The 11433-nt window shown below is 66.9% G+C and carries 11 protein-coding genes and 1 tRNA gene; 6 read left to right on the top strand and 6 right to left on the bottom strand.

Annotated features, from left to right (window positions below):
- Positions 1 to 1051 (top strand): NAD-binding protein (locus I6U14_RS03100; RefSeq protein WP_296896813.1); only part of this gene is annotated, 1051 nt, incomplete at its 5' end.
- A gap of 16 nt (positions 1052 to 1067) precedes the next feature.
- Here the strand turns inward: I6U14_RS03100 and I6U14_RS03095 are convergent.
- The gene (locus tag I6U14_RS03095) at positions 1068 to 1568 is read right to left on the bottom strand and encodes an LEA type 2 family protein (protein ID WP_296896811.1); all 501 of its coding nucleotides are present in this window, start codon (positions 1566 to 1568) and stop codon (positions 1068 to 1070) included.
- Between the two features lie 185 nt (positions 1569 to 1753).
- On the opposite strand from I6U14_RS03095, the gene I6U14_RS03090 reads away from it, so the two are divergent.
- The gene (locus I6U14_RS03090; RefSeq protein WP_296896810.1) at positions 1754 to 2455 is read left to right on the top strand and encodes a heme-binding protein; all 702 of its coding nucleotides are present in this window, start codon (positions 1754 to 1756) and stop codon (positions 2453 to 2455) included.
- A gap of 59 nt (positions 2456 to 2514) precedes the next feature.
- Here the strand turns inward: I6U14_RS03090 and I6U14_RS03085 are convergent, their stop codons facing one another.
- From I6U14_RS03085 to hemA, 5 genes are read right to left on the bottom strand one after another with little or no spacing between them, the layout of a single operon-like run.
- Positions 2515 to 3261 (bottom strand): molybdopterin-synthase adenylyltransferase MoeB, encoded by a 747-nt coding sequence (locus I6U14_RS03085; protein ID WP_296896809.1) that lies wholly within the window; start codon positions 3259 to 3261, stop codon positions 2515 to 2517.
- A gap of 56 nt (positions 3262 to 3317) precedes the next feature.
- Positions 3318 to 3725 carry a hypothetical protein gene (locus I6U14_RS03080; protein WP_296896807.1) on the bottom strand — a complete coding sequence of 136 codons (408 nt, stop codon included), beginning with the start codon at positions 3723 to 3725 and terminating at the stop codon, positions 3318 to 3320.
- A 52-nt stretch (positions 3726 to 3777) separates the two neighbouring features.
- Positions 3778 to 4659: a peptide chain release factor N(5)-glutamine methyltransferase gene (gene prmC, locus I6U14_RS03075; protein WP_296896805.1), complete on the bottom strand. Its 882-nt coding sequence runs from the start codon at positions 4657 to 4659 to the stop codon at positions 3778 to 3780.
- 39 nt (positions 4660 to 4698) lie between these two features.
- Positions 4699 to 5781: a peptide chain release factor 1 gene (prfA, locus tag I6U14_RS03070; protein ID WP_296896803.1), complete on the bottom strand. Its 1083-nt coding sequence runs from the start codon at positions 5779 to 5781 to the stop codon at positions 4699 to 4701.
- Positions 5782 to 5809: 28 nt separating this feature from the next.
- Positions 5810 to 7084, bottom strand: coding sequence for a glutamyl-tRNA reductase (gene hemA / locus I6U14_RS03065; RefSeq protein ID WP_296896801.1), 1275 nt, complete (start codon positions 7082 to 7084; stop codon positions 5810 to 5812).
- A 327-nt stretch (positions 7085 to 7411) separates the two neighbouring features.
- Here hemA and I6U14_RS03060 point away from each other — a divergent pair, with 327 nt between their 5' ends.
- The 4 genes from I6U14_RS03060 to I6U14_RS03045 all read left to right on the top strand — a co-directional run bounded on the left by I6U14_RS03060 (position 7412) and on the right by I6U14_RS03045 (position 11394).
- Positions 7412 to 9187, top strand: a complete 1776-nt coding sequence (locus tag I6U14_RS03060; RefSeq protein ID WP_296896799.1) for a tetratricopeptide repeat protein — start codon at positions 7412 to 7414, stop codon at positions 9185 to 9187.
- 139 nt (positions 9188 to 9326) lie between these two features.
- The gene (gene ispE, locus I6U14_RS03055; protein ID WP_367115617.1) at positions 9327 to 10115 is read left to right on the top strand and encodes a 4-(cytidine 5'-diphospho)-2-C-methyl-D-erythritol kinase; all 789 of its coding nucleotides are present in this window, start codon (positions 9327 to 9329) and stop codon (positions 10113 to 10115) included.
- Positions 10116 to 10200: 85 nt separating this feature from the next.
- Positions 10201 to 10275, top strand: a tRNA-Gln gene (locus I6U14_RS03050).
- Between the two features lie 165 nt (positions 10276 to 10440).
- Positions 10441 to 11394 (top strand): ribose-phosphate diphosphokinase, encoded by a 954-nt coding sequence (locus I6U14_RS03045; protein ID WP_296896795.1) that lies wholly within the window; start codon positions 10441 to 10443, stop codon positions 11392 to 11394.
- Positions 11395 to 11433: the final 39 nt, after the last annotated feature.

Here is an 11433-nt window from a genome sequence, read left to right as displayed (position 1 = left end):
AGGCCTGCTGCTCGGGCTCTTTTTCATCACCGTCGGCGCCGGCATCGACTTCGGCGTGCTGTTCGGGCAGCTCTTCACGGTGCTGGCGCTAACCCTTGGCGTCATGGCCATCAAGGGCGGGATTCTCTACGGCCTCGGCCGGCTGTTCCGGCTGCGGGAAGCGGATCAGTGGCTGTTCACCCTGTCGCTGGCGCAGGCGGGGGAGTTTGGCTTTGTGCTGCTGGCCTTCTCCACCCAGAACGCCGTGATTCCGGCGGAGCTGGGCAAGCTGCTGTCGCTGGTGATCGCCCTGTCCATGCTGCTGACCCCCGTGCTCTTCATCGGCTACGACCGCCTGGTGCTGCCGCGGCTGCGCAGTGCCCCGGACCAGCCCCCGGACGCCATCGACGAGCAGGGCACGGTCATCATCGCGGGCGTCGGGCGCTTTGGACAGGTGGTGAACCGGTTGCTGATGGCCGCCGGTGTGCGCACCGTGGTGCTGGATCACGAGGCGGCCACGGTGGAGCGCATGCGCCGCATCGGCATCCGCAGCTTCTTCGGCGACGCCTCCCGCCCGGACCTGCTGCGCGCAGCCGGCATCGAGCAGGCGGCGGCCTTTGTGGTCGCCATCGATGACCGCGACCGAGCCGTGCAGCTGGTGGAGGCCGTCAAGCGCGAGCATCCAGGGCTGCATGTCATCGCCCGCGCCTTCGATGTGGACCACCTGTACCTGCTGCGCACCGCCGGTGCCGATGTGGCCGTTCGTGAGGTGTTCGATGCCTCACTGGACGCCGGCGCCGCGACGCTGCGTGCGCTCGGAGAGCATCCTTTCGAGGTGGAGAAGCTTAAGCGCGCCTTCCGCCGGCACGATGTGGATACGCTGGAGGAGCTCTACGAGCTGTGGGACCGGGACCTGGAGTTTTCGAAGAACCGTGCCCTGTTGGAGCGCGTGCGCGCCCGCACCGCCGCGGAGCTGGAGATCACCGCCGCCGACCGCACCCGCCTGCACGACCGCAGCGAGCGCGGCTGGACGCCGCCGCCGAAGGGCTACACCACGGAGCTTGATACCTGAGCGGGGGTGCGTCTCCTCAGCGCATGCCGCGTGCTGCGGAGCGCAGCAGCACGTCAGGCTCGATCTGTCCGCTGTAGCGATAAGGAATCGGGACCACCCCAGCGACGGTGACGGTGCCGGCAATGCGATAGGCGATGGGCTCGCGCCTGAGCGCGAGCATCGGCAGCAGACCGAGCGCTTTTCCCGCGTCCGCCACCACGGTCACCTCCACCGGCGCCTCGCCGAAGGCCGGGATCTGCTTGTCCAGAGCACCGCCGCCCTCTGCGATCTGCTTACCCTCCAACGAGAGCTTGTAGGTCATGGCCTTGATGGGGAGCATGCGGTCGTTGGGGTTCTTGAGCTGGAGTCCGACCCGCAGTGTCTGCTGATCCAGCGCGATGCGCTCCGGCGTGATGGAGGTGAGCTGCACCTCAGGCGCCAGCCAGTCGCGGGTGAGGCTGGCGCAGGCGGAAAGCAGCAGCATCGTGCAGACAACGGCGAGCCGGTAGGCGGGCGGAAGGAGGGTCGGCTTTGACATGGGAGCTCTATGATCTCGGGTTGATTCGGGTGCCCGGCGGGCACTTGGGATGCTTGCGTGCGTAGCTGCCGCCGTTCGAGGCCGCGGGGCCGGAGCTGGACGAGAGCCGCTGGGGCCGTCCGGCGCCCGATCAGCAGCCTCTTGCCTTCGCGGCCGCAGACCCGACGTCTCGCAGCATGGCGACTATGCGAGATCTCGAAACCCAGCGCGCCGGTGCCGGCCTGAAGACCATTGCGGCGCTGACAATCCTTCTGTCGATCTGTGCTGCCCCCACCTCGCTCATGGCTATCGAAGAGCCCAGCCACCGCATCGTCGAAACCTACCCGGAGTTCGAGCTGCGGCGGTATGCGCCGCACCTGGTGGCAGAGACCGTCGTCGACACCGGATTTGACAAGGCGGGCAACCGAGCCTTCGGTATCCTCGCAGATTACATCTTCGGCAAGAACCGGGGCGATAGGAAGATCGAGATGACGGCGCCGGTGACGCAGCAGCCGGCGGGGCAGGCTAAGGGCCAGAAGATCGAGATGACGGCGCCCGTCACCCAGCGGCCCGCCGAGACCGTGTCCACCACCACAGCCACGGGCGCGGAGCGGTATGTGGTGAGCTTCGTGATGCCGAAGCGCTTCACACTGGATACGCTGCCGGAGCCCATCGACCCCCGGGTGACGCTGCGTCAGGAGCCGGAGCGGCTCATGGCCGTGCGCCGCTATTCGGGCCGCTGGACCGAGGACAACTATCGCGAGGAGGAGCGCAAGCTATTGGAAGCGGTGCGCAAGCAGGGCTTGGAGCCCGTCGGGGCACCGGTGTATGCGCGGTACAACTCGCCGTTCTCGCTCTGGTTCATGCGCCGCAACGAGGTGATGGTAGAGGTAAGCCGTTCTGACTGACGGCGTGAAGTTTTTGGCCTGCTCGGATTCACCCTTCCAGCTGGGCGCGTTCGGCTGATTCACTGGCGTGTCCCGCAAACCGCGCAGTCCGGATCAGCAGGAATCCGCAGGCTCCGCCACTCCATGGTCAGCGCATCCAGCAGCAGCAGCCGACCGAACAGGGGCTCGCCTAGACCGGCGAGAATTTTGATGGCCTCGGTGGCCTGCAGGCTGCCGATGATGCCAACCACCGGGGCGAGCACGCCCTCTCGGGCACAGGTCTCGCCGCCTTCGCTGAAGTCCGGGTAGAGGCATCGGTAACAGGGCTCACCAGGGCGGCCGGAAAAGCAGGCGATCTGGCCTTCGGTGCGCACGGCCGCCCCCGACACCAGCGGAATGCCGGCGGCGACGCAGGCGGCATTGACCGCCTCGCGCGTTGCGAAGTTGTCGCTGCAGTCGCAGACGAGGTCCACTTGGCCCGCCAGCTCTGCAAGCTGGTCCGCATTGAGTGCCCCCTTGACCGGCACCAGGGAAACATCAGGATTCAGCGCGGTGAGGGCTGCCTGGGCGGAGTCGACCTTGCTTGCGCCGACGCGCTCGGTGGTGTGCAAAATCTGGCGCTGCAGGTTGGAAAGGTCTACGGCATCAAAGTCCGCAAGCAGCAGCTCGCCGACCCCGGCCGCCGCCAGATACATGGCCACCGGGGAGCCCAGCCCACCCAAGCCCACGATGAGCACCCGCGCCGCCCGCAGGCGCCGCTGACCGGCCTCATTGAAGCCCGGCAACAGCAGATGCCGCGAGTACCGCGCCCTCTGCGCATCCGACAACGGACGTGGCGCGTTCGCTACGGCTAGGCCCTCTGCCCTAAGCCCTCCGCCCTTCTTCAAAGATAGCGCCGCCAATGCTCCGGGCGCGGGTCGCGGCAGCCGTGCTCCAGCGCTTCGTAGCGCTTGGCGAAAACGCGCTTGGTGCAGTTGCTGTCGCGTTTGCAGCCGCTGTTCTCGCGGAAGGTGTCTTCGGTGTAGTAGTAGAGCGCGCGGCGCAACCGGAACAACAGGCCGTTGTCCAGATGCAGGCCGAGCTCGTGCAGGGCCTCTTCAAGCTCCTGCAGGCAGGTGCGGGTCAGGTCATAGCTGATGTTGAGCAGGATGGGTGTCTCCGGCTCGGCGCTGATCACGCCGTCCACGGCGGCCAGGAAGTCGGCGGCGGTGCGTGCGTCGTTGCGCTCCGGGTGCAGATCGCGGAAGTTGATCTGCCGGTGCTTGACACGGTCTGACTCGGGAATGTCCATGGCAAAAGTATGCTATCGGCGTTGCGGACGGTGTCAATCGGCTGGTGGTAGGTCAGCCCGTTGGCTGACGACGCGGTGCGCGCCGGGCACCGGTTGCCCGCTCCAAGCCTGCCAGATCGCGGCGGGTGACGATACCGCACCAGCCCGCAAGGCGCAGCAAGTCGCGCACTTCAGCGCCTTGCTGCCAACCGTGCTCCAGCAGCAGGCGTCCGCCGGGCCTGAGCACGCGGGCCGCCTGCGGCAGGATGCGGCGGATGGCGGAGAGCCCGTCGACCCCGGCGGTCAACGCGAGCGTCGGCTCGAAGCGGAGATCGCCGCAGGCCAGATGGGGATCTGCTGTGCGGACATAGGGCGGGTTGGCGACAACGAGGTCAAGACTCTCACACGCGAAGCCGGCGAGCCAGTCGCCCTGCACTAGGCAGACGTTTTCCACCTCCAGGCGGCGGGCGTTCCCGGCGGCCACCGCAAGTGCGGCGGCGTCGCGCTCCACCGCGTACAGCGTCCATGCGGGCCGTGCGTGCGCCATGGCCAACGCGATGGCGCCGCTGCCGGTGCCGAGATCGGCGCACTGAAGTGGCTTGTGGGCCGGCATGATCTCCACGGCCCAGTCCACCAAGAGCTCCGTTTCCGGGCGGGGGATCAAGACGCCCGGGGCGATGCGCAGCTCAAGCGCATGAAAACCGCGGCGCCCCAAGATGTAGGCCATGGGCTCGCCCTCGAGGCGCCGCTGCAACAGTTTCTCGAAGCTTGCCTGTTCCGCGGCGTTGAGGGTCTGATCCGGGTCGATGAAGAGGGCGGTGCGGGGCAGCGCGGCCGCCTCGCAGAGCAGAAGCTCGGCCTCCAGCCTGGCGGCGGGCCAGCCGGCTTGCCGCAGCAGGCGCGCGGCGGCGTCGCGCACGGCCTCGGCGAGGCTGATGCGGAGGGGCTGCGACACGGTGTGCGGTGTTGGGTCGGGCTCGGCAGCAGGCTGGGCTCAGGCAGTGGTCATCATCGCCGCGAGCTCATCCGCCTGATGCTCCTGACGCAGTGGCCCGATGACTTGGTCGAGCTGGCCCATCATGACCTCGTCCAGCTTGTAGAGCGTGAGGTTGATGCGGTGGTCCGTGAGCCTGTTCTGCGGAAAGTTGTAGGTGCGGATGCGCTCGGAGCGGTCGCCGCTGCCCACCTGCAGCCGACGTGACTCGCTGCGCTCGGCCACCTGCGAGGCGACGGCGTCCGACAGCAGCTTGGCCTGCAGCAGGGCCATAGCGCGGGCGCGGTTCTTATGCTGGGAGCGCTCGTCCTGGCATTCGACGACGATGCCCGAAGGCAGGTGGGTGATGCGCACGGCCGAGTCGGTCTTGTTGACGTGCTGCCCGCCGGCGCCGGAAGCGCGGTAGGTGTCTACCCGCAGGTCGTTGCTGTCGATCTGCACTTCGTCGACGGCCTCTGCCTCAGGCAGAATGGCGACGGTACAAGCGGAGGTATGCACCCGACCCTGGGACTCGGTCTCCGGCACCCGCTGCACGCGATGGGCGCCGGATTCGAACTTGAGGTGGGCGTAGACGTCGGCGCCCGCGATGCGCACGACCACTTCCTTGTAGCCACCGAGCTCACCTTCGCTTTCGCTCATGAGCTCGTGCCTCCAGCCCTTGGCTTCGGCGTAGCGTAGGTACATGCGCAACAGATCGGCGGCGAACAGCGCGGCCTCGGCACCGCCAGTGCCGGCGCGGATCTCCAGGTATACGTTGCGCTGGTCGTTGGGGTCCGGCGGAACCAGCAGCTGGAGCAGCTCGGGCTCCAGCGCGTCGCGGCGAGACTCGGCTGCGGCGATCTCGTCCGCGGCGAGGTCCTTCATCTCCGGGTCGGACAGCAGCTCCCGGGCGTTGTCGATGGCCGCCTCGGCGTCTCGGTATTTGCCGAGACGCGACACCAGCGGCTCCAACTGGGCATATTCGCGGCTCAAGTCACGGAAGCGTGCCTGATCGGCCTGGGTGTCCGGGTCCGCGAGCAGGGCGGTGACCTCGGCGTGGCGCTCGGCGAGCTGGTCGAGCTTGCCCCGAAGGGATGGATTCATGGGCACGACTGACTGAAAGCGCCGGGGCTCAGCGGCTACGGTCGTTCTCCACCTTGAGCTGGAACAGCTCGTTAGCGGCCGCCAGCAGCTCGTTGCGGCCCTCGCGTCCGGCTCGGCGCAGGCGCACGCTCGGGCTGTGCAGCAGCTTGTTGGTCAGCAGGTGCGCGAGCTGGCAGACGACCTCTTCCGGCGGCTTGCCGGCAGCGAGCTGGCGTTGGGCGCGCTCCACGAGGCTGTCGCGCGTGTACTCGGCGCGGGAGCGATAGTCCTGGATCAGCGACACCGCATCCAGCGAGCGCACCCAGGCCATGAACTCCTCGGTATGCAGGTCGATGATCTCCTGCGCCTGCTCCGCCGCCTGCTGGCGCGAGCGCATGCCCTGATCCACCACGCCCTGGAGGTCGTCGACGGTGTAGAGATAGACATCGCGCAGGTCGCGGACCTCCGGCTCGATGTCCCGCGGCACGGCAATATCGACCATGAAGACCGGGCGGTGGCGCCGCTTCTTGAGCGCCCGCTCGACGGTGCCCTTGCCGAGCACCGGTAGGGGGCTGGCGGTGGAAGAGACGACGATGTCGGCCTCAGGCAGGTGGTTCGAGAGCTCCGTCAGCGCGATGGCGTAGCCGTCGAACTGCTGGGCAACACCGTGGGCCCGCTCCACGGTGCGGTTGGCGACGATGATGCGCCCGATGCCGTGCTGATGCAGGTGGCGCGCGGCAAGCTCGATGGTTTCCCCGGCGCCGATGAGCAGCGCGGTTTGTTGACTGAGGTCGCTGAAGATCTGCCGTGCCAGGCTGACGGCGGCGAAGGCCACCGACACCGGGCTGGAGCCGATCGCGGTGTCGGTGCGCACCTGCTTGGCGACGGAGAAAGTGTGCTGGAACAGCTTGCCTAGCATCCGGCCGGTGCCGCCGGCGGCGTTGGCCGTTTGGAATGCCTGCTTGACCTGACCCAGGATTTGCGGCTCGCCGAGGACCATGGAATCCAGGCCGCTCGCGACCCGCAGCAGGTGGCGCACGGCATCGCGGTCTTGGTGGTGGTACAGGTGTTGTGCGAAGAGCTGTGGCTCCAGGCCGTGGAACTCGCCCAGCCATTCGCGGATCGCCACATCACCGCCGCTGCCGTCCAGGGCACAGTAGACTTCCATACGGTTGCAGGTGGATAGGATCAGCGCCTCGTCGGCGGGGGTTTGCTCGGTGATGCTGCGCAGCGCGCCCACGATGACGTCGGGCCCGAAAGTGAGGCGCTCGCGGGTGGCGACCGGCGCCGTCTTGTGGTTCAAGCCGAGGGTCAATATCGTCATGGCTGATGTTCGGCGTTGCTGTGTGGGCTTCTGCTCTAGCCTGGCAATCGGCTCTGGGTCGTCCCCATCTGTCGGAGGAGACGCAGCACTAGGCGCGTGCCTAGTCGGTGACAGGATGGCCTGATCGCGGTAGCCGAGGCGGTGATGCGGGCAGCGATCGTGCCAGCCGCCAGGCGACTTGTGTCATCACGGGCACCGGCGCCCGGCAGACTCGTTCGGGCCGACGCGTTTGCTCCGGCATCGCGAGCATAGGAACTGGCCTAGTATACTGCCATCAAAAGCACTGACCGCTGATCGCGATCAACAGCCTGGGGACCCTATACGCCCATGACCCCTCTTGCCCAAATCGCCGCGCTTTGGCTTGCCGCAAGTCTGCCGCTGCTTGCCACGGCCGAAACGGCCGCGCCGGCCGTGGATCGGCCACAGGGCGACGCATCAACAGCATCGGAGACTGCAAGCAGCGCGGCAGCGGATGCCGCAGCGCCGGAGGATGCCGACGCTGCGCCCACCGCGCTAACGGCAGACCTGATTTACTCGGTGCTGGTTGGCGAGGTCGCTGCACAGCGCGCCGATCAGCGCATGTCCTTCACCCACTATCTGCACGCGGCCAAGCTGGCGCGCGACCCCGATCTGGCTGCTCTGGCTGCGCGCGCAGCCTTGACACTGGATGACCCGGACGCTGGCCGGCGGGCCGTGGACCTGTGGCAGGAGCTGGAGCCGGAATCCATTAAGGCGCATCAGATTGCGGCCTACGTGCAGATCGAGGCGGGCGATCGGGACGCGACCTTGAGCGCACTACGAGCGCTGATCAGGCTGACGCCATCGGAAAAGCAGCCCTACATGCAGGCAGCCCAGCTCCTCGCCCGCATCGAAGATCCGCAGGAGCGGCTCGATCTGATGCAGGGGCTGCTCGCGGACGCCCCGGAAGACGCCGATGCGCAGTTCGCTTTGGCAAACCTCGCTGCCGCTGCCGATGACAACGAGCTGGCACGCGCTGCGGCTCGGCGAGCCGCCGCGTTGCGCCCGGAGTGGACGGAGCCGCGGCTCTTCCTGGTGCAGCTGCTGGTCACCGACGGAGACCGCGAAGCCGCCGCCGAGCTGCTGGATACCTATCTGGCCGAGGCCGGCGAGGACAAAGAGCTCAACCTGCTGCGGGCGCAGTTGCACATCGACGCGGAAGAGTATGCGCCGGCGTTGGCAGTATTCGACAGGCTGCTGGCCGCCGAGCCGGAGCAGCCGGACGTGCTCTTCACCGCCGCGGTGCTGGCGCTCGAGGTCGATGCGCTGGAGCAGGCTCGGGTCTATCTGAACCGCCTCCACGAGATTGGGCGGCGTGAGGACGACGTGGCCTTCCTGTTCGGCCAGTTGGAAGAGCAGGTCGGCAATGAAGACGCGGCACTCGGCTGGTATGCCCGCGTCGACGGTCCAAACGCCACCGACGCGACGGTGCGCATCGCGCGACTGCATGCTGCAACCGGCGACATGACGCGCGCCCAAGATATGCTGCAGCAGCTTCGCGATCAAATGCCGGATGATGCGGTGACCCTCTTCCTGATCGAAGGGGAGATGCTCCGGCAGCACGATGCTGACCAGCAGGCCATGACCCTCTATGACAGAGCCTTGGCAGCGCAGCCGGACAACCCCGACTTGCGCTATGCCCGCGCGATGGTGGCTGTGGGCCTCGATCGCATCGAGCTTCTCGAGTCCGACCTCCGCCATATCATCGACCAGGACCCAGAGCACGCTGATGCCCTGAATGCGCTCGGCTATACCTTGGCGGACCGCACGGACCGGCTCACCGAGGCTCGGGAGCTCATTGAGCGGGCGCTGGCACTGAAGCCCGACGAGCCGGCCATCAAGGACAGCATGGGCTGGGTGCTGTATCGCATGGGCGATCCGGCGGCCGCAGAGCCCTATCTGCGCGACGCGCTGGATTCGGTGTTCGATCCCGAGATCGCTGCGCACCTGGGCGAAGTGCTGTGGGCGCTTGGGCGCAGGGATGAGGCGCGGGCAATCTGGGATCGCGCCCTCGAAGCCGATCCGGAGCATGAGTACCTGCTCCGCATCCTCGGCAAGCATCGCTACAGTCAGACCCCTAACTGAGGCTCATCCGGCTCCAAGCCCGCTGCCGTTGTCAGCCTAGTTTTTGCCCGGCTACCGATCAGGATTGAACGGCATGCAGTTTTCGGTGCCCCGCCCGGACGCCGACGGCACCTGGGCTGCCCCCGCGAAGCTCAACCTGATGCTGCGGGTGCTCGGCCGGCGGGCAGATGGCTATCATCGTTTGCAGACGGTCTTCCAGTTCATTGACCGGGCCGACCGGCTGCGCTTCCTGCCACGTGCGGATGGTCGCGTCATACGCCGTGCGGGCGCCAAGGATGTGCCGCCTGACAGCGACTTGGTGGTTCGTGCGGCCCAGGCGCTACGAGCGGCGACGGGCGCAGTAGCGGGCGTCGATATCGAGGTGGACAAGGTGCTGCCGATGGGTGGCGGTCTTGGCGGAGGCAGCTCGGATGCGGCAACGACGCTACATGCACTGAATCAGCTGTGGGAGCTTCGCTTAGATCTAGACAGCCTCGCGCGCATCGGACTCGCGCTCGGCGCGGACGTACCGGTGTTCGTGCGCGGGCAGGCCTGTTGGGCAGAGGGTGTGGGTGAGGTAATGACACCGGTGGCGTTGCCTGAGCCCTGGTACCTGGTGCTGGCTCCGCCAGTATCGGTTTCGACCGCCGCCGTCTTCGGCGATCCGGAATTGACACGGGATTCTCGTGCAATCACAATGGAAGACTTTGTTGCGGGCTTTCACCCCAACGACTGTCTCGCCGCGGTTCGCAAGCGCTATCCCGCCGTTGCGCAAGCATACGATTGGCTGGCCGATGTGGGTGCTGATCCGCGGCTGACCGGCACGGGCGGGTGCGTCTTTGGCACATTCGACTCGGCAGGCGCCGCGCTGGCGGCATGCGAGGCGGCGCCGGCCCAGTACCAAGCCTTCGTTGCCCGCGGCCGCAACCGCTCCCCGCTGTTCGCTTGACGGGACGGGCCGCTGGGCCGGCTATGCCCCGCGGGGCAGCCGGGCCGTCTGCGGCCAGGGGCGGTTGATGCGGTAGCCTTTTTTTTGGGGCGTCGCCAAGCGGTAAGGCACTGGGTTTTGATCCCAGCATTCCCAGGTTCGAATCCTGGCGCCCCAGCCAACACGCTTGCGGTGGCCGCCGACAGTGAGCGAGCGCACACGCTTCCATCTTTCTGCGGCAGCGGCCGCGTGTAACGCTGTATGGAACGCTAGCGCTGCGCGAGCCGTTGAATCGCCCGCTTCGACATCAGCCCCAGGGATGGTTGAGCGTCTACGGAGTCGAGCCGTGCCCGACAGCCAATTGATGGTCTTCACCGGGAACGCGAACCCGGAGCTCGCCAGTGAGATCACCGCACACCTGAGCCTCCCGTTGGGCAAGGCCGTGGTTGGCCAGTTCAGCGACGGCGAAGTGATGACGGAAATCCAGGAGAACGTCCGCGGACGGGATGTCTTCGTCGTGCAGCCCACCTGTGCGCCGACGAACGACAACCTGATGGAGCTGCTGGTGATGATCGATGCGCTGCGCTGGGCTTCGGCGAAGCGCATCACCGCCGTGATCCCCTACTTTGGCTATGCTCGGCAAGATCGCCGGCCGCGCTCGGCGCGGGTACCCATTACTGCGCGTTTGGTGGCGAAAATGATTGGCGCCGCCGGGGCGGATCGGGTACTGACCGTGGACTTGCACGCGGACCAGATCCAAGGGTTTTTCGATATCCCGGTGGATAACGTCTACGCCTCGCCAATCCTGCTGGGCGACATCTGGAAGCAGAAATATCCAGGGTTGATGGTGGTGTCGCCCGATGTCGGTGGGGTGGTGCGGGCGCGGGCCGTGGCCAAGCGTCTGGACGATGCGGAGCTTGCCATTATCGACAAGCGCCGCCCCAAGCCGAATGAGGCGAAGGTCATGAACATCATCGGTGACGTGCGCGATCGTTCCTGCGTGCTCATCGACGACCTCGTCGATACCGCGGGCACGCTCTGTCAGGCGGCGGCTGCGCTGAAGGATCATGGTGCTGCAATGGTCGCGGCGTACTGTACGCATCCCGTGCTCTCGGGCCCAGCGGTGGAGAATATCGTCGCATCCACGCTCGACGAGCTGGTGGTCACCAACACCATTCCGCTGAGCGCCGATGCCGAGGCCTGCCCGAAGATTCGGCAGCTGAGCATCGGTGAGCTCCTGGCGGAGACGATGCGGCGAGTGTCTGACGAAGAATCCGTAAGCTCGTTGTTCGTCGACTGAGGGCGCTGGGCGGCCGCTGCGGTCGCCGGTGTTACCGAC

The organism is Thiohalocapsa sp. (genome assembly GCF_019695415.1).
Taxonomy (GTDB): Bacteria; Pseudomonadota; Gammaproteobacteria; order Chromatiales; family Chromatiaceae; genus Thiohalocapsa.
The sequence above is the reverse complement of the archived record's forward strand: the minus strand, read 5'-3'. Positions and strand labels throughout refer to the sequence as shown.

Coding starts and splice junctions, on each gene's coding strand:
- prfA (WP_296896803.1), bottom strand. CDS start 5,781: ATGAATCCATCCCTTCGGGGCAAGCTCGACCAGCTCGCCGAGCGCCAC.
- I6U14_RS03060 (WP_296896799.1), top strand. CDS start 7,412: ATGACCCCTCTTGCCCAAATCGCCGCGCTTTGGCTTGCCGCAAGTCTG.
- ispE (WP_367115617.1), top strand. CDS start 9,327: ATGCTGCGGGTGCTCGGCCGGCGGGCAGATGGCTATCATCGTTTGCAG.
- I6U14_RS03090 (WP_296896810.1), top strand. CDS start 1,754: ATGCGAGATCTCGAAACCCAGCGCGCCGGTGCCGGCCTGAAGACCATT.
- hemA (WP_296896801.1), bottom strand. CDS start 7,084: ATGACGATATTGACCCTCGGCTTGAACCACAAGACGGCGCCGGTCGCC.
- I6U14_RS03095 (WP_296896811.1), bottom strand. CDS start 1,568: ATGTCAAAGCCGACCCTCCTTCCGCCCGCCTACCGGCTCGCCGTTGTC.
- I6U14_RS03080 (WP_296896807.1), bottom strand. CDS start 3,725: ATGGACATTCCCGAGTCAGACCGTGTCAAGCACCGGCAGATCAACTTC.